Source organism: Sphingomonas sp. BE123 (genome assembly GCF_031456015.1).
Lineage (GTDB): Bacteria > Pseudomonadota > Alphaproteobacteria > Sphingomonadales > Sphingomonadaceae > Sphingomonas.
The window spans coordinates 911,917-928,925 of the sequence record NZ_JAVDTW010000001.1 but is presented as its reverse complement, the minus strand read 5'-3'; the positions used below and the strand labels follow the sequence as shown (position 1 = coordinate 928,925).

Annotated in this window: 19 protein-coding genes; 12 read left to right on the top strand and 7 right to left on the bottom strand. The window is 66.3% G+C overall.

Annotation, left to right across the window (positions count from 1 at the left end):
* The first annotated feature begins 27 nt into the window (after window positions 1-27).
* Window positions 28-768, top strand: a complete 741-nt coding sequence (gene tatC / locus J2Y54_RS04710; protein ID WP_310038462.1) for a twin-arginine translocase subunit TatC — start codon at window positions 28-30, stop codon at window positions 766-768.
* Window positions 769-776: 8 nt separating this feature from the next.
* Here tatC and J2Y54_RS04705 read toward each other — a convergent pair whose 3' ends face one another.
* The 3 genes from J2Y54_RS04705 to J2Y54_RS04695 all read right to left on the bottom strand — a co-directional run bounded on the left by J2Y54_RS04705 (window position 777) and on the right by J2Y54_RS04695 (window position 2,942).
* Complete coding sequence (locus J2Y54_RS04705; protein ID WP_310037359.1) at window positions 777-911, bottom strand: entericidin A/B family lipoprotein; 135 nt, start codon at window positions 909-911, stop codon at window positions 777-779.
* 270 nt (window positions 912-1,181) lie between these two features.
* The gene (locus J2Y54_RS04700) at window positions 1,182-2,744 is read right to left on the bottom strand and encodes a histidine kinase dimerization/phosphoacceptor domain -containing protein (protein ID WP_310037358.1); all 1,563 of its coding nucleotides are present in this window, start codon (window positions 2,742-2,744) and stop codon (window positions 1,182-1,184) included.
* Between the two features lie 12 nt (window positions 2,745-2,756).
* Window positions 2,757-2,942, bottom strand: a complete 186-nt coding sequence (locus tag J2Y54_RS04695; protein ID WP_310037356.1) for a NepR family anti-sigma factor — start codon at window positions 2,940-2,942, stop codon at window positions 2,757-2,759.
* 234 nt (window positions 2,943-3,176) lie between these two features.
* Between J2Y54_RS04695 and J2Y54_RS04690 the strand changes: the two genes are divergently transcribed.
* From J2Y54_RS04690 to J2Y54_RS04680, 3 genes are all read left to right on the top strand, one after another.
* Window positions 3,177-3,983, top strand: coding sequence for a response regulator (locus tag J2Y54_RS04690; protein WP_310037355.1), 807 nt, complete (start codon window positions 3,177-3,179; stop codon window positions 3,981-3,983).
* 49 nt (window positions 3,984-4,032) lie between these two features.
* The gene (locus tag J2Y54_RS04685; RefSeq protein WP_310037352.1) at window positions 4,033-4,185 is read left to right on the top strand and encodes a hypothetical protein; all 153 of its coding nucleotides are present in this window, start codon (window positions 4,033-4,035) and stop codon (window positions 4,183-4,185) included.
* A gap of 77 nt (window positions 4,186-4,262) precedes the next feature.
* Complete coding sequence (locus J2Y54_RS04680) at window positions 4,263-4,877, top strand: sigma-70 family RNA polymerase sigma factor (protein ID WP_310037350.1); 615 nt, start codon at window positions 4,263-4,265, stop codon at window positions 4,875-4,877.
* A gap of 25 nt (window positions 4,878-4,902) precedes the next feature.
* Here J2Y54_RS04680 and J2Y54_RS04675 read toward each other — a convergent pair whose 3' ends face one another.
* Window positions 4,903-5,103, bottom strand: a complete 201-nt coding sequence (locus tag J2Y54_RS04675; RefSeq protein WP_310037348.1) for a hypothetical protein — start codon at window positions 5,101-5,103, stop codon at window positions 4,903-4,905.
* Window positions 5,104-5,183: 80 nt separating this feature from the next.
* Between J2Y54_RS04675 and J2Y54_RS04670 the strand changes: the two genes are divergently transcribed.
* The 7 genes from J2Y54_RS04670 to J2Y54_RS04640 all read left to right on the top strand — a co-directional run bounded on the left by J2Y54_RS04670 (window position 5,184) and on the right by J2Y54_RS04640 (window position 12,116).
* The gene (locus J2Y54_RS04670; protein WP_310037345.1) at window positions 5,184-7,859 is read left to right on the top strand and encodes a bifunctional [glutamine synthetase] adenylyltransferase/[glutamine synthetase]-adenylyl-L-tyrosine phosphorylase; all 2,676 of its coding nucleotides are present in this window, start codon (window positions 5,184-5,186) and stop codon (window positions 7,857-7,859) included.
* Between the two features lie 11 nt (window positions 7,860-7,870).
* A complete protein-coding gene (locus tag J2Y54_RS04665) occupies window positions 7,871-8,344 on the top strand; it encodes a peroxiredoxin (RefSeq protein ID WP_310037344.1) in 474 nt (157 codons plus the stop codon).
* A gap of 2 nt (window positions 8,345-8,346) precedes the next feature.
* Window positions 8,347-9,144: a ferritin-like domain-containing protein gene (locus J2Y54_RS04660; RefSeq protein ID WP_405052898.1), complete on the top strand. Its 798-nt coding sequence runs from the start codon at window positions 8,347-8,349 to the stop codon at window positions 9,142-9,144.
* 112 nt (window positions 9,145-9,256) lie between these two features.
* On the top strand, window positions 9,257-10,429 hold the full coding sequence (locus tag J2Y54_RS04655; RefSeq protein WP_310037342.1) for a M23 family metallopeptidase: 1,173 nt from the start codon (window positions 9,257-9,259) through the stop codon (window positions 10,427-10,429).
* 124 nt (window positions 10,430-10,553) lie between these two features.
* A complete protein-coding gene (gene erpA, locus J2Y54_RS04650; protein WP_310037340.1) occupies window positions 10,554-10,895 on the top strand; it encodes an iron-sulfur cluster insertion protein ErpA in 342 nt (113 codons plus the stop codon).
* Window positions 10,896-10,902: 7 nt separating this feature from the next.
* Window positions 10,903-11,676 carry an exodeoxyribonuclease III gene (gene xth / locus J2Y54_RS04645; protein WP_310037337.1) on the top strand — a complete coding sequence of 258 codons (774 nt, stop codon included), beginning with the start codon at window positions 10,903-10,905 and terminating at the stop codon, window positions 11,674-11,676.
* Window positions 11,677-11,867: 191 nt separating this feature from the next.
* On the top strand, window positions 11,868-12,116 hold the full coding sequence (locus tag J2Y54_RS04640) for a hypothetical protein (protein WP_310037335.1): 249 nt from the start codon (window positions 11,868-11,870) through the stop codon (window positions 12,114-12,116).
* A gap of 63 nt (window positions 12,117-12,179) precedes the next feature.
* Here the strand turns inward: J2Y54_RS04640 and J2Y54_RS04635 are convergent, their stop codons facing one another.
* Window positions 12,180-13,340, bottom strand: a complete 1,161-nt coding sequence (locus tag J2Y54_RS04635; RefSeq protein ID WP_310037333.1) for an N-acetyltransferase — start codon at window positions 13,338-13,340, stop codon at window positions 12,180-12,182.
* 124 nt (window positions 13,341-13,464) lie between these two features.
* Here J2Y54_RS04635 and J2Y54_RS04630 point away from each other — a divergent pair, with 124 nt between their 5' ends.
* A complete protein-coding gene (locus tag J2Y54_RS04630; RefSeq protein WP_310037331.1) occupies window positions 13,465-14,586 on the top strand; it encodes a fatty acid desaturase in 1,122 nt (373 codons plus the stop codon).
* Between the two features lie 96 nt (window positions 14,587-14,682).
* Here J2Y54_RS04630 and lptG read toward each other — a convergent pair whose 3' ends face one another.
* Together lptG and lptF are read right to left on the bottom strand one after the other, a co-directional pair.
* Entirely contained in the window at window positions 14,683-15,786 is a 1,104-nt protein-coding gene (gene lptG / locus J2Y54_RS04625) for an LPS export ABC transporter permease LptG (RefSeq protein ID WP_310037329.1), read from the bottom strand.
* Window positions 15,783-16,982: an LPS export ABC transporter permease LptF gene (gene lptF, locus J2Y54_RS04620; protein ID WP_310037328.1), complete on the bottom strand. Its 1,200-nt coding sequence runs from the start codon at window positions 16,980-16,982 to the stop codon at window positions 15,783-15,785. Before lptF ends, lptG begins: the two co-directional genes overlap by 4 nt.
* Window positions 16,983-17,009 lie beyond the last annotated feature (27 nt).

Sequence of the window (17,009 nt, the reverse complement as noted above, 5' to 3'; positions counted from 1 at the left end):
GAACTGGCCGATAGCGAAGCACCGCTGATGGACCATCTGATCGAGCTGCGCCGGCGGCTGATCTATTGTGTCGTGGCGCTGCTCGTCACCTTTGGCGTGTGTTTCTATTTCGCCAAGCCGATCTTCGGCTTTCTGGTTCACCCGCTGGCGGCGGCGGGGCAGGACCGGCTGGTGTTCACCCAGATTTTCGAAGCCTTTCTGGTCCAGATCAAGGTCGGCTTTTTCGGCGCGCTGATGCTGTCCTTTCCGATCATCGCCAACCAGCTGTGGCAGTTTGTCGCGCCGGGGCTGTATCGCAAGGAAAAGCGCGCGCTGCTGCCGTTCCTGCTGGCGACGCCGGTGCTGTTCGTGTCGGGCGCAGCGCTCGCTTATTATTTCGCGATACCGGTCGCGCTGAGCTTCCTGCTCGGGCTTGAGGGCGATCTTGGCGGCGGGGTGACGCAGGAGGCATTGCCGGCGGTCGGCAATTATCTCGACTTCGTGATGCAGTTCGTGTTCGCGTTCGGCATCTCGTTCCTGCTGCCGGTGCTGCTGATGCTGCTCGAGCGCGCGGGGATCGTCACGTATGAGCAGCTGAAGGGCGCGTGGCGTTATGCCGTTGTTGCGGCTTTTGCGGTGGCGGCCGTGCTGACGCCGCCGGATGTCGGGTCGCAGCTGCTGCTCGCCGGGCCATTGTGCGGCCTGTACTTCCTGTCGCTCGTCGCGATCTGGTTCACCCGGCGTCGGCGAGAAAAGGAAGCGGCGGCCGAAGCCGCCGCCGGGGAATAGTTCAGCGCCTATTTGGCGTCTTCCGCAGTCCGCGCCACCGTCTCGCCCGCCGACTCGACGTCGCGGCCGACTCCCTCGATCGTGTTGCAGGCGGACAAAGCGAGCCCGCTGGCGATCATCGCCATCGTCAAAATCTTGCGCATCATGTGTCTCCAATTCGCAATCATGCGAGGTGGAAATGCGCCGTGTGCGACTTCGTTCCGCAGGTGTTTTCAGGGGGATCGCGTTCGTCGTGAAGACGAATAAGGCCCGAAAGCGTCACCGGGGGGGGAGGGGGTTGACGCTTCCGGGCCTGTGTCGTGGATAGCGAGAGCGGGGGGGCAAAAAGTCACTATCCGAAGAGCAGAACGCGATGCGATCGGGCCGGTTCCCGGCGATGTCACTTTTTTTCGGGCCGCAGCAATCTGCGCCAATCACAGGCGGCCGGTGATCGATACCTGAAGCTCGAACGCACCGGTCAGCGGCTCATGATGCAGCTGGCTGCGCAACTGGCGGACCAGCCCGCCGATGACGCGGCCATAGCGTTTGTCGTGCAGCGTGGCGAAGGCGGGCGAGTCGGCCAGCGCGGGCGAGCTGATCCGCAACAGGGTCGCGGTCGCGGCGTCGCCGGTGGTCTGGGTCGAGATATGGACCTGCGCCGCCGGAGAGACCTGCATCGCCAGCTCGACGATTTCGGTGAGCAGAAACGCGACGGCGACGGCGGTGTCCTGCGACACCAGCAGTGGCTCGACATTCAGCATGATGCCGACGCCGCTGCCTTCCGGCGCGGTCGCGCGGATGTTGGAGGACAGTTCACCGATCACGGCGCGCAGCTCGATCCCGCGCGTATCTTCGAAGCCGGCATAATGGTGGCGATGCACCACCGCGAGCGCATCCACGCGGCGCTGGATCGACGCATAAGCCTCAAGCGCGCCGGGATCGACCGTGACCCGGGCATGGAAATTGATCAGGCTGGCGATCACCTGGAGGTTGTTTTTGACCCGGTGATGCACCTCACGGGTCAGTTTGGTCTGGCGTGACAGGCCTTCGGCGAGGTCGCGCTCATGCGCTTCCACCATCTGGCTCAGCTCACGGAACGTGTCGCCAAGCGCGCGGATTTCCTGTGCCGGAATCTGGCTGCCGCGCACCGGATCGATCACTTCGCCCGGCTGATAGGCGCTGACCGTGGCGCGCAGCCGGCGCAGCGGATGGATCAGCAGCCGGTCGACTACGAACCAGGCGATCGTCGCCGCGAGAAACCACATCAGGAACGGCGACAGCGCCGCAACCACCGCCGAGGAGGTGACCGGCGCCCCGGGCACGGTCATTTCGAGGCTCAGATCCTCGATCGCGAGATCGACGCGCTGCGTTTCGGTGCGGTCGAGCGCGTTGGCATCTTCGCGTGTGCGCAGAATCAGGCTGCGATCCCCGGAGAACAATGTGAGGGCGATATCGTCCGTCAGGCCGGTAGGTTGCGCAGCGTCGGCAATGAAGCGGGTCGGAAAGAAGGCCCGCGCGGTATAGCCCGTCGGCGCGGTTACCTCGATCTGTGCGCCGCTTCCGGGGATGAGCTGGAGCGGAGCGGGCGGCGCGTCACTGGCGGCGGGTGCAACCGACGGGATCGGCTGGCCGCATACCAGCCGCCGCGAAGGGTCAAGCACGGCGTAGCGCACGCCCTGTGCTGCCTGCGGCTCGAACAGACCGGCCAGTCGGCCGCAATTGGGTGCCTCGCCGGGCGTGCCGGGCAAAGCCGCGCGGACTTCGCGCAGCTCCCAGGCCAATTCGCCACGCAATGAGCGCGCGGCCTCGCCAATCGCGACCCGCAGCCGCGCGCGGACCTCCTGATCGGCGATGCGTGTCGTCTGCAGCGATGCCAGAAATGCAATCAGCGCAAGCGGGAGCAACGCGCCGCTGAGAATCAGAAACACCTTGGCGCCGGTCGGCATTCGCGCAACGGCGGCCAGCGGTCCCCCGCGCTTCAGTGTATCATCGTCCATCGCGCGCGACGGTTAATCGAGCTTGCGAAGCAGGTCGAGCAGATCGTCCGGCACGTCCTCACTGGCGGCATCCTGATATACCCTGCGCAGGGCATCGCCGATGTTGCGTTCGCCCTGGGGGGCGGCTCCGCGCTGGCCCGGCGATGGTTCGCCGTTGCCGCGTGGAGGTGGCTTACTCTTGTCGTCGGCCGAAAACACCTCGTCCCCCTGATAGCCCGGGAATTGGGCGGATGCACAAAAAACACGGCGGCTGCAAGCCACCGGCCAAACGACGTTCCCTGTCGTGCAGCCCGGATGAAACCATTTCCGCGGTCGTTTGTTCCACCCGCGATGCGAAATCCGGGGAGGGGCTTCCTTTGGACCAGCAGCGCATTAGTAAAGCACTGACACCGCATGAATTCCGGCGGTGTCGCCGAAGGAGAACAAGTTCCCATGTCGCTTGGACAGCAGCTCGCGCCTCATCTTCCCTTTCTTCGTCGCTATGGTCGCGCGCTCACCGGCAGCCAGACCGAAGGCGATCGCTATGTCCGCGCGACGCTGGAAGCGATCGTCGCGGCGCCCGAGGAGTTTCCGCGGGACGTGGATCCCCGGCTAGGCCTGTATCGTACCTTCCAGGCGATCTGGGGGTCGAGCCATGTCGACGAGGGCCAGGATCCGGGCGATGTCGGCATTTCGAGCGAGAATGAGGCGATCGCCCGCGCACGGCTTGCGCGATTGGCGCCGCGTTCGCGCCAGGCGCTGCTGCTGACCGCGATGGAAGGCTTTACCAGCGAGGACGCTGCCTATCTGCTCGACGAATCGCCGAACGCGGTCGAGGGGCTGGTGAGCGAGGCGCTGTCGGAGATCGAGCGGCAGACGCGCGCACGTGTGCTGATCATCGAGGACGAGCCGCTGATCGCGATGGATCTGGAGACGATCGTCCGCGACCAGGGGCATGACGTGACCGGCGTCGCGGTAACCCGTGACGAAGCCGTCGCGCTGGCGATGGAGGATCGCCCGGGGCTGGTGCTGGCTGACATCCAGCTGGCGGACGACAGTTCGGGCATCGACGCGGTGAAGGACATCCTTGCCGAGTTCAACGTGCCGGTGATCTTCATCACCGCCTTCCCCGAGCGCCTGCTGACCGGCGAGCGGCCGGAGCCGACGTTCCTGATTACCAAGCCGTTCCAGCGGTCGACGGTGAAGGCGGCGATCAGCCAGGCGCTGTTCTTTGACCAGGCGACCGTGCCCGCCAGCTGAAAGTTCCATTTCTTACGGACCTAAAACGGTTGTCGGGGGTTGTAGGCGCATGGCGAACCAAAACGACCCCCGGCATTCCGAGCCGCAGCACATCGAAACGGATCGCGTCCGCGCTGGCGCGACCCCCCACATGACCCGCTATATTCTCGCGATCTCGCTCGTGGCGATCATCGTGATCTATGCGATCTACCTGTTGCTCTGATCGACAGGTGACGAATGTCGCCGGGCCATGTAATTTCAGCGGAGCGGCAGAATGCCGCGCGAGACAGACGGATTTCAATGAGCGATACTGACCCGCAAGCGGCCGTTGAGCATGTTTCGCTCTCCGATCCGGAGTTCAAGGAGCAGCTCGCTCTGGTCATCCCGCATTTGCGCGCCTTTGGCCGCTCGCTTTCGGGCAGCCGCGACCTGGCGGATGACCTGGTGCAGGAAACGCTGATGAAGGCATGGGCCGCGCGCAAGCGGTTCCAGGCCGGAACCAACATGCGTGCCTGGACCTTCATCATCCTGCGCAACCTGTATCTCAGTCAGATGCGGCGCGCGCGGTTCAAGGGCGAGTGGGACGATCTGGTTGCCGACCGCATCCTTGCGGCGCCGGCAAGCCAGGATCGCCATGTCGAACTGGCCGACATGCAGCGCGCGCTGTTGCACCTGCCCCAGCCGCAGCGCGAGGCGCTGATCCTGGTCGGCGCCGGCGGCTTTGCCTATGAGGAAGCCGCTGAAATCTGTGGTGTTGCGGTCGGCACGATCAAGAGCCGTGTCGCGCGCGGGCGCGTCGCGCTCGAGGCGCTGATGAGCGGGAACGATCTGCCGTCGCGCGCCGACAGCGAAAGCGACGGGCGCAGCGCACTCGACACGATCATGGATGAAGTGAACGCACTCAGCCGGGACTGAGCCCTGATCGGGGCTGCGGTCCCGGTCAGCGGTGTCGCTGGCGCCCCGAGGGTACGGGATATTCGGTCAACTGACCGAGCAGTGCGCGCATGTCGTCGGGAAGGTCGCGATCGCCGGCATAGGTGTCGCGCAGCACGAAGCCGATCGCGTCGGTGGTGCGTGGCGCTTCCACCCAATAGCCGCTATCGCGGTGCCGGTTCGGCGATCGAGGTGCGTGCGAGGTCATGACAGGTAGAACGCGGTTTTGCGCGATTTGTTGCTTGACAAATCAGAAACGCAATCTTTGGCATCCGAAACGATAAGGTGATGGGCGGAGCTGATACTGCGGTCGCCGACGCGATCGCCCGCGCCGAGCGCGACTCGCCCTTTCTGTCGCATCTGATTGCGCGCGAGCCGCTGCTGGTCGAACGGATCTCCACGGCCGTCCATGACCCGCTGACCGCAAGCCGGATCGACGATGCGGCGCTGCCACTCGCCCGCCGGCTGCGGCTCGAGCGTCGCCGCATGGCGCTGGCGGCGGCGATCGGTGACCTTGCGGGGGTGCTCGATTTCCGGACGGTGACCCGGGGCCTGTCCGATTTCGCCGACTATGCACTCGACGCCGCGATTGCCGGCGCGATCAGCGAGCGGGTGCCTGGCGCCGCGCCGGTCGGCCTCGCCGCAATCGCGCTGGGCAAGCAGGGCAGCCATGAGCTCAACTATTCATCCGATATCGACCCGATCCTGATCTTTGACCCGGCCACGCTGCCGCATCGCGAGCGCGACGCGGTGGACGAGGCAGCGGTGCGGATCGGGCGGCGCGTGGTGGAACTGCTGCAGGCGCGCGACGGCGATGGCTATGTGCTGCGGGTCGATCTGCGGCTGCGGCCGTCCCCGGAAGTGACACCGATCGTCCTGCCCGAAGAGGCGGCGATCAGTTACTATGAGTCGCAGGCGCTGCCATGGGAGCGCGCCGCCTTCATCCGCGCGCGCGCAGCGGCAGGGGACAGTGCGCTGGGCCAGGGGTTTCTGGATACGATCCGGCCGTTCGTGTGGCGGCGCGCGCTGGACTATGGGACGATCCGCGAGATTCGCGGGATTTCGCGCCGGATCCGCGACCATCATGCGCGCGGTCAGCAGTTCGGGCCGGGCTTTGACCTGAAGCGCGGGCGCGGCGGCATCCGCGAGGTCGAGTTTTTCGCGCAGATTCACCAGCTGATCCATGGCGGGCGCGATCCGTCGCTGCGCGTCCCGGCGACGCTGGATGCGCTGGCGGCGCTGAAAGATGCAGGACGGATCGATGCGGAACAGGCGGACACGCTGAGCGCCGCCTATGTGCTGCTGCGCACGATCGAGCATCGCGTGCAGATGATCGATGACCGTCAGACCCATGCGCTGCCCGAGGGCGAGGCGCTGGACCGCGTGGCCCGGTTGCATGGGTTGGACGCGGGCGGCGACCTGCTCGACCTGCTGCGCCCGCATGTCGAGGCGGTCGGGCTGATCTATGATGCGCTCGACAGCGAGGACGGGGGGCGCGGCGCGCCGCCGCTGCCGGTCGCCGAGCCGGCGCTTGGCGCTGCCGGATTTGCCGACCCGGCGGCGGCGGCGCGGCTGATCGAGGGCTGGCGCAGCGGGCGCTATCCGGCGCTGCGCTCGGCCCCGGCGCAGGCAGCGATGGAGGCGGCGCTGCCGCCGCTGATCGGCGCCATCGGCCAGTCGCCCGACCCGGCAGCGGCACTGGCGCGGCTCGACACGATCCTCTCGCGCCTGCCGAGCGCGCTCAACCTGTTCCACCTGCTCGAGGCGCGGCCGGCGCTCGCGCGCCTGCTGGCGACCGTGCTCAGCCATGCGCCAACGCTTGCCGACGCGCTGGCGCGACGCGTGGATCTGCTCGACGGGCTGATCGATGCCCGCGCGCTCGCCCCGGTCGGTGACGTCGCGACGCTGGCCGGCGAGATGGCGCGGCGCGAGGCGGGGGACGATTATCAGCGGCTGCTCGACCATGTCCGGCAGGTGGTCGGCGAGAAACGCTTTGCGCTGGGTGTCCAGATCGTCGCCGGGGTAAGCGACCCGCTGGAGGTCTCGGCCGGCTATGCGCGGGTGGCGGAGGCGGCGCTCGACGTGCTCGCGCGCGAAACGGTGGCGGCCTTTGCCGAACGCCATGGCCATGTGCCCGACAGCGAGCTGGTGATCCTCGCGCTCGGCCGATTTGGCGGAGGCGCGCTGACCCATGCCAGCGACCTCGACCTCATCTTCCTGTTCACCGGCGATCATCTGGCCGAGTCCGATGGCGACAAGCCGCTTGGAGCGGTGACCTATTACAATCGCCTGGCGCAGCGGGTGATCGCGGCCCTGTCGGTCGCGACCGCGGCGGGGGCGCTGTACGAGGTCGATACGCGGCTGCGCCCGTCGGGCGCGCAGGGGCCGCTGGTCGTGTCGCTCGAGGGCTTTGCCCGCTATCAGCGCGTCGATGCGTGGACCTGGGAACATATGGCATTGACCCGCGCGCGCCCGGTCTTCGGGTCGAACGCGGGGCGCGCTGCGGTCGCGACGGTCATCTCACAGGTGCTGGAAGGCGATCGCCCGGACCGCGACGTAGCGGCCGAGGCGACCAAGATGCGCGCCGACATGGCCGCGCACAAACCGCCGCAGGGGCCGCTCGATGCGAAGCTGCTGCCCGGCGGCCTGGTCGACCTCGAGTTTGCAGTGCACACGCTGCAGCTGGTCCATCGCACCGGGTTTGCGGTGGGGCTGAACGACGCGATCACGGCGCTGGCGGGGGCGGGCCTGTTGTCGCCGGCGGTCGGGCCGGCGCATGACTTCCTCACCCGGATGCTGGTCACGATGCGGCTGGTTGCGCCCGATGCGCAGCCGCCGGGCGCGGCCACCCGGGCGCTGATCGCGCACGCGGTCGGCGCGGCCGACTGGGACGCGGTGCTTGCGTCGCTCGACCGGCATCGGCAGGAGGTCGCCAGCGCCTGGGCCGCGGTGGCACGGGCATGACGGAGCGGAACATGCGCATCGAGGAAGGCGACACGATCCCGGCGGTCGAACTGATCGACATCGACGGCAACGGATTTCAGCTGGACCGGATGATGGGGGCGCCGCTGGTGCTCTATTTCTATCCCAAGGACGATACCGCCGGCTGCACGCGCGAGGCGCAGGATTTCAGCGCGTTCAAGGGGCAGTTCGATGCGCTGGGGGTTCAGCTGCTGGGCGTGTCGCGCGACAGCGCGATCAAGCATCAGAAGTTCGTCAACAAATATGACCTGACCGTCCCGCTCGCCACCGATCCCGACGGCAAGGCGCTGGAAGCGTTCGGCGCGTGGGTGGAAAAGGCGATGTACGGCAAGAAATATATGGGGATCGACCGCTCGACCTTTCTGTTCGACGCCGACGGGGCGCTGGTCCGCGCCTGGCGCAAGGTGCGCGTCCCGGGGCATGTCGTCGAAGTGCTGGAAGCCGCCAAGGAGATGCTGGCGGCGTGACGGTGACCGCGACCGTTGCACAGGCGGCGCGGGCGGTGCTCGACGCCAGCGATCCGCTGGCCAAGGTGACCGCTGCGCGCCGGGCGGCGCGTGAATGGCGGCTGGGTCGGCTCGATTTCGCGTTCGATGTGACGATGCCGGACGAGCCTGCGCGTCCGCCCGTGCCGGAGCTGCTGCCGCCCAACCGCATGCCCAAGCGCGGCAAGGGCGGGTCGGAGCGTGGGCGCGTCGCGCTGATCCATGCGCTGGCGCATATCGAATTCGTCGCGATCGACCTGGCGTTCGACCTGATCGGGCGGTTCGGCGCGCAGTTTCCGCGCGCGTTCACCGATGACTGGATGAGGGTCGGCGCGGATGAGGCGATGCATTTCGCGCTGCTCGACCGACGGCTGAAGCAGCTGGGGAGCCAATATGGCGCGATGCCGGCCCATGCCGGACTGTGGGAAGCCGCGACCGCGACGGCGGATGATGCCGCCGCGCGGCTGGCGGTGGTGCCGATGGTACTGGAAGCGCGCGGACTCGACGTCACCCCGACGACGATCGCGCGGTTCGAAGCGGTCGGCGATCAGGCGACCGCCGCGATCCTCGGCCGCATTTTCCGCGATGAAATCGTCCATGTCAGGGCGGGGACGCGCTGGTTCGAATCGCTCTGCGCGGCGCGGGGAATCGATTCGCGGGCGGAATGGCGCGCCCTGCTCGACCGCTATTTCCGGGGCACGGTTAAGCCTCCGTTCAACGACTCGGCGCGCGAGACAGCCGGTTTAACGCGCGACTATTACGAAAGCCTTGCCGCCGGCTGAGCCATCGGGTTCAACGCCGCCTGTCGGATGCGGAGGGGCTGCTTCCAGACGCTTGTGTTAAACAAGGGCGTGTGCCGGTGAATTGGCGCGTGTCTGTGGTTGCCGGGGACTCATGGTCAGCACTGCACTCAACGCGAACATCGTTACTCGGTTCCGCGAGATGTTCACGACTCGCGACTTCATCTTTCACGACGGCCGCGACCTGAAGCGGTTCAGCGTCAGCGGGCGCACTCAGGCGATCCTGGCCGGCGTTGCGGCGATCACCGTCACCTTCTCCGCCTATGGCGTGTCGCAGGCCGCGTTCGGCGCGATCATGGCGACCGGCGTTGCCGGTACCGCCGCGACGCCAGAGGCGCGGATGGAAAAGATGCGCGCCGAAATGGCCCGGCTCGAAGCCGATGTGAGCGCGATCAAGGAAGCGGCCAAGGCGCATGCCGCGCGCGTCGAGCAGCGCCAGAAGATCATCGCCGGCGTGTTGAACGGCAAGGGTTCGCCGGCCGAGATTGGCGCGCCGGTCCCGGTCATGGCGGTCAACGCCGACAGCGCGATGGCGCGCGAGGTACTGGCGCCGCTGCAGCGTGTCGAGGCCCAGCAGGCCCAGCTCGCGCAGAAGGCGCACCGCACGGTTCAGCTGCGGCTTCAGCTGACGCAGCAGCATCTGCGCAAGCTGGGCATCCAGCCCGAGCGGCTGGTTGCCGGTGGCATGGGTGGCCCGTTCGAGGCCGCTCCGGCAGGTGAGCCGGCGGCCGAGGGGGGCGCCGATGCGCAGTTCCGCTCGCTGTTCCAGACCTGGCAGAAGCTCGACATTCTCGAGCAGTCGGTGATCGCGATCCCGTCGCTTCAGCCGGTTCAGGACATGAAGCTGACGAGTAGCTTCGGTGTCCGCTCCGATCCGTTCCACGGCACGGCCGCGATGCATGCCGGGGTCGACATTCCCGGTCCGGTCGGCACCCCGATCTATGCCACCGCCGATGGCGTCATCGGTCGCGCCGGGCGGTTCGGTGGCTATGGCAACCTGATCACGGTCAACCATGGCAAGGGCATCGAGACCCGCTACGGCCATTTGTCGAAGATCCTGGTCGCGCCGAACACGCGCGTGCGCCGCGGCCAGTTGATCGGCCTGATGGGGTCGACCGGCCGCTCGACCGGCAGCCACCTTCATTATGAGGTCCGCGTCGACGGCAAGGCCGTCAACCCGATGCCGTTCATGCAGAATGCCAGCGTGATCGAGCAGGTGGAGCAGAGCGCGGCGCGACTGCAGATGACGGCGGTCGGCGGCAACTGAGCCGCACGAAATAACAGGAGAGGGACGGGGGCCGCACCGGATACCGGGTGGCCCCTTTCCGTTTGCCGACATTGCGCGCGTGCTTTCGGTTGCGGCGTCCGCGTGGCTTCCCTATCTGCGGAGCATGGCTAACGCGCTATCCCAGGACATCGCCCTTACCCCCGCCGCCGCCGCCCGCGTGGCGGCGATTGCCGCAAAGCAGGGCAAGGCCGCGATCCTCCGTCTGTCGGTCGAGGGCGGTGGGTGTTCGGGCTTTCAGTACAAATTCGAACTCGCCGACGCGCCGGCCGATGACGACACGATTGCCCAGACCGACGGCGTGACGTTGCTGGTCGATTCGATCAGCCTCGACCTCGTTCGCGGGGCGAGCGTAGATTATGTCGAATCGCTCGGCGGCGCAGCGTTCCGCGTGAGCAATCCGGTCGCCGCATCGGGCTGCGGCTGCGGCACCAGCTTTTCCGTCTGACCGCGCCTTGAAGATCGTCAGCTACAATGTGAACGGGATCAAGGCGCGGCTGCCGCGCCTGATCGAATATCTGACCGAACAGCAGCCCGACGTGGTGTGCCTGCAGGAGCTCAAGTCGGCGGACGAGGGCTTTCCGGAAGCCGATATCCGTGCAGCGGGCTATGGCGCCGTGTGGCACGGGCAGAAGGGGTTCAACGGCGTCGCCATCCTGGCCAAGGGCGCCGACCCGGTCGAGCGCAAGCGCGGGCTGGCGGGCGAGCCGGAGGATGAGCACAGCCGGTACATCGAGGCCGAGGTCGACGGCGTGGTGATCGCGTCGATCTACCTGCCCAATGGCAATCCCGTTCCAGGACCGAAATTCGATTACAAGCTGCGCTGGATCGAGCGGCTGTCGGCGCATGCGCGCGACCTGCTGGCCGAGGAGCGGCCGGTAGTGCTGGCGGGCGATTACAACGTCATTCCGAATGACGACGATGTCTATTCGGTGCGGGCCATGGCCGACGATGCGCTGATGCAGCCCGAATCGCGCCAAGGCTATCGCGCGCTGCTGGCGCAGGGCTGGACCGACGGCCTGCGCACCCGTTTCCCGGCGGGGCGGGTGTGGACCTTCTGGGACTATCAGGCGGGTGCGTGGCAGCGCGATGCGGGCTTTCGCATCGACCATCTGCTGCTGAGCCCGATCGCGGCGGACCGCTTCGTGGATGCCGGCGTCGACAAGGATTATCGCGGTCGCGAGAAAGCGAGCGACCATGCGCCAACCTGGATCCGGCTGCGCGCATAATCCGCCGATAATCGGCGATTTTCACCACGGAATCTTCGCAAATCTCACAATCTGGCGCGTGCGTGCTCGGTAAGTCATTGTTTTTGTTCGGCCACAGTGTTTGGCATGACTAATGCACTAATACAGTCGTGGGTGACGATAGGCAAACAGCCAGCCCTGCGGCCCCCAAGCCAGACCGAAGGAGATGTCCGATGCGCAAGTCCATGTTTACCGCCACCGCAGCCCTGTTCGCGGTGATCGCCGCCCCCGCATTCGCCGCCGAAAAGGCGCCGCCGCCGCCGCCGTCGGCGCCCGCTCCCGAGGCAACCGCGCCGCAGACGGAGACCGTTTACTGCATCAAGGCCGAGTTCACCGGATCGCGCCTGCCCAAGAAGATCTGCAAGACCCGCGCGAACTGGATCGCGCAGCAGGATTTCGATCCCCTCGCACCCCGACAGTGACGAGGGAGCGGCCCGCGGCACCCCCTAAGGTCGCGGGCCGCATTCTCCCCGGGCGCCGGACGATCAGCCAAGCTCCTTGGCGTAGATCTGATAAATGCGGTTGACCCGGCTCTCGATCGTATCGGCGATCGCGATCATGCCCTGATTGTCATCGAGCACCCAGCCGATCTCGCCGCGCACCGCGCCGAAATCCTGCACTGCGGCGCGCCGGATATATTCGATCATCATGAAGGCGAGCTGGCTCGCCATGCGCGAGCCCTGCAGCCGCTTCACGACCCCCATCAACGGCACGCGCATGCCGCGCGCCTTGCCACGCCGCAGCCACCACAGCAGCCGCGCCCAGCCGAACGGGAGCAGATTGCCCTGCAGCGGCGCGATCGCTTCGTTGAGGTCGGGCAGGGTGATCATGAATGCGACCGGTTCGCCGTCGAGTTCGGCGATCCGGATCAGCTGTTCGAACACGATCGGCTTCAGCTTTTTGCCGACATCGTCGATTTCCGGCTGAGTCAGCGGGACGAACCCCCAATTGTCGGACCAGGCATCGTTGAGGATGCCGAGAATGATCGCGGCTTCGTCTTCAAAACGCGACTTGTCGACGGTGCGGATGCGGATGCGATCGCTCTTCTCGCCCATCGCAATGATCCGCTGGACCAGTGGTGGGAACTCACGGGTGATGTCGAGTTCATAGGTCTTGAGCTGCTTGACCGGAGCGAAGCCCGCCTGTTCGATGTAATCGCGGTAGAGACGCTTGTGATGCCCCATCATCACCATTGGGGCATGATCATACCCCTCGATCAACAGGCCGGGCTCTTCCCAGATCGACAGCGAGATCGGGCCGACCACGCGCGTCATGCCCTGTTTGCGCAGCCAGCCTTCGGCGGTGTTGATGAGCGCGCGGGCGACGGTTTCGTCCTCCGCCTCGAACAGCCCGAAAAAGCCGGTGCCCGGCCCGAACCCCTGTTCGGCGGGCATTTCCAGCGCCAGACGGTCGATATGGGCGGCGATGCGACCGACCGGGCGACCGCCACGCTCGGCGAGAAACAATTGCGCGTCGGCATGGCTGAACCAGCCATTCTTGCGCGGATCGAGCGCTCCCGCGACCTCGCTGCGCAGCGGCGGCACCCAGTGCGGGTCGCCGCGATTGAGGCGATAGGCGAGTTCGATGAAATCGCGCTTCTCCGTCCGGGAAACAACCGGGCGGATGGCGAGCGGGGCATTGGCCACGAAAGGCACCTCTTCTTGATGACGGTCAATTCAGTCAGGCCAGATGTCGCGCAAGTCAACCGGATGCACACCGCCAATCCCCGGGAGCGTTGAAATGCCACGCAATGGCCACGATCTGTTGGCAATGGCCAATGCTATGAACAGTCTTGCCCTTGATGCGACCGCGCATGCGCGGGTCGCCGATGCGCCGGTCGCGACGGCGAAGATCCGCCTGTCCGGCATGGCCGACGACAAGGCGATGCTGCGCGCGGCAGCCGAACTGACCCGCGACCTGCAGACGCCGAACCCGCGCATTTACTGGACCGATTTCCTGGGTTCGGCCGCGGTCGGCTATGCCGCGCTGGCCGGCGCGATCCTGGCGCCGTCACTCGGCTGGGCGCTGGCGAGCGGCGTGCTCGCGGTGCTCGCGCTTTATCGCGCCAGCCTGTTCATCCACGAGATTACGCACCTCAAGCATTCGCTGCTGCCCGGATTCCGGGTCGGGTGGAACGTGCTGCTGGGCATCCCGATGATGCTGCCGAGCTTCATGTATGAAGGCATCCACACCATCCATCACACGCGCACGCGCTATGGCACGGTCGAGGATCCCGAATATCTGCCGCTGGCGCTGATGAAGCCGTGGACGCTGCCGGTGTTCCTGTTCGTGTCGCTGCTGATGCCGGTCGGGTTACTGCTGCGCTTCGGCGTGCTGGGGCCGCTGTCGCTGCTCTCGAAGAAGCTGCGCCGCATCGTCGTCGGCCGCTATTCGGGGTTGCAGATCAACCCGAAGTTCGAGCGCAAGTCGCCCGAGGGCGAGTTCGCGAAGCAGTGGCGCTGGCAGGAAATCGGCGCGAGCATGGTCGCGGTGGCGCTGATCGCCACGGTCGCGACCGGCGTGCTGCCGCTCAAGGCATTCCTGACCTACATGGTCGTGATCTCCGGCGTCGCGGTGCTCAACCAGGTGCGGACGCTGGTCGCGCATCTGTGGGAGAATGAGGGCGAGCCGCTGACGGTGACCGCGCAATATCTGGACAGCGTCAACGTGCCGGGTGGGTTCCTGCCCTATCTGTGGGCGCCGGTGGGCCTGCGCTTCCACGCGCTCCACCATCTGCTGCCGAGCCTGCCCTATCATTCGCTGGGCGAAGCGCATCGGCGGCTGTCCGAAGCGCTGGGGACCGAGTCGACCTATCAGGGAGCCAATTACCCGACTCTGCGCGGCCTGATGGCGCGCCTCGCGGCGAGCACGATGAAGGCGCGGGCTCGATAATCCATCGTCCGCCCGGGCTTGACCCGGGCCGGGGCTTCTTCCTTCAGGTGAGCAAGGCAGCCCGGCCCCGGGTCAAGCCCGGGGCGACAAGGCTAATTATTCCTCGCTCTTGAGCAGTACCGCTTCGCCGATCATCGCGAACAACAGGAACGGGGCCCAGGCGGCGAGGAAGGGCGGGTAGGCGCCAAGATTGCCCATCGCCAGCGCGAAATTGTCGGCGACGAAGTAGAGGAAGCCGAGGCCCATCCCCATCACCGCGCGGACGAACAGCTTGCCCGAGCGCGCGATGCCGAAGGCGGCGACCGCGGCGAGCAGCGGCATCAGCACGGCGGACAGTGGCCCGGACAGCTTGTGCCACAGCGCGCCCTCGAGCGCCTTGGTCGGGCGGCCGGCAGCGCGCAGATCGTCGATCGCTTCGGACAGCGCTCCGAACGACATGCTCTCCGCCTCGACACTGGCCAGCGTGAACTGGTCCGGGCGGACGCCCTGCGCAGCCACGGTGCTGCCCAGCGGGGTCAGCTTGCCGGTTGCCACATCGAACCGCTCCGCACCTTCGAGCCGCCAGCCATTGCCCTCGCGCCGCCCGGTCTTGGCGCGCACCAGCGACTTCAGCGCCGCGCCGTCGCGCTCATAGATGGTCACGCCGCCAAGCAGGGCGGCGTCGCCCCGGCCCTTGATCTGCTGGGCATGGATCAGATGGGCGCCATTGCGCACCCACACATTGGCACGGTCGCCCCGGTCGATCGGAAGCGGGCCGTAATCGACCTTTTTCCACGCAGCGAGCGTGACGCTGGCGCGTGACACGATGCGGTCGTTGAAGCTGAAGGACAGGATCGCGACGCCCAGCCCGGCGATCATCAGCGGTGCGAGCACCTGGTGCGCCGACAGGCCTGAAGCCTTGAGCGCGATGATCTCGCTATTCTGGTTCATCGTGCTGAACGTGATGATCGTGCCGAGCAGAACCGAGAATGGCAGGAAGGTCGCCACGATCTGGGGCACGCGCAGGCTGACATATTGCCAGACCTGCGCGTCGCCATTGCCCGGATAGGCAAGAATGCGGCCGGACTCGCTGAGCAGGTCGAGCGTCTGCAGGATCAGCACCAGCCCGAACAGAAAGGCGAAGGTGTTGATGAGAAAGGACCGCGCCATGTAGAGCGACACGGTCTTTGACGGGAAGAAATCGGTGAGCGCGTGGATCATGCCGCGACCTTCCGCTTGCGCCGACCGGGAAGATATTTCGCGACCGATTTCCAGGCCTTGGCGAAGAATTTCTCAAGCGCACCGATCGGCTGGCCGCCGGGCACATAGGCGATGGTATAGTACATCCAGAAGACCAGGCCGGCGAAGATCACGAACGGCCCCCACAGCGCGATGAACGGATCGATCCGCCCGAGGCTGCCGATCGACTGGGCGTATTCGTTGATCTTGTGATAGGTGACGATCATCACGATCGACAGGAACACGCCGAGCGCCGAGGTCGAGCGCTTGGGCGGGACGCCAAGTGCCAGCGCCAGCAACGGCAGCAGGAACATCGTCGCCACCTCGACCACGCGGAAATGGAAGGCGGAGCGGCTGGTGTCGCGCTCCTCCTCGCTCTTTTGCGGGTCGCCGCCGATCCGGGCGAGTTCGGGCAGGGTCAGTTCGAGATTGCGCTCGCCCCGCTGCCGGAATTGTTCGAACTTGGGCAGATCGATCGGCAGGTCATGCGCGTCGAAGGTCAGGACGCGCGGCACGTCGAACTTGGGCGACTGGTGGATCAAAGTGCCCTTGGTCAGGCGGAAAATGATCACGTCGGGATCATCGGTGCGCAGGAACTGGCCCTTTTCGGCCGTCGCGGTGACCGAATCGCCGCCCGGTGCGCGTGCGCTCACGAAAATGCCGGAGAGGTCGGTACCTTCGTTGCGACTCTCTTCGATCCGCAGCGTCATGCGGTCGCCGAGATTGGTGAATTCCCCCACCTTGATCGACGCGCCGAGCGCGCCGGTGCGCAATTCGAACCGCAGACCTTCATAATTGTAGCGGGCATAGGGCTGGATATAGCCGACAATCGCGAGGTTGAGCGCGGCGAGCGCAAACGCATACATGAACGGCACGCGCAGCATCCGGCCATAGCTCATGCCGACAGCGCGCAGCACGTCGAGTTCCGAGGTGGTGGCAAGCCGCCGAAAGGCGAGGAGGATGCCGAGCATCAGCCCGATCGGGATGCCGAGCCCCAGATATTCGGGGAGAAGGTTGGCAAGCATCTGCCACACCACGCTGACCGGCCCGCCCTCGCTCGCCACGAAGTCGAACAGGCGCAGCATGCGGTCCAGCACCAGCAGCATTGCGGAAATGAGCAGGGTCGAGATCAGCGGGACCGCGATCAGGCGCGCCATGTACCGGTCAAGTGCGGTCATCGTGTTGGGTTCACGCCTTTGTTTCGG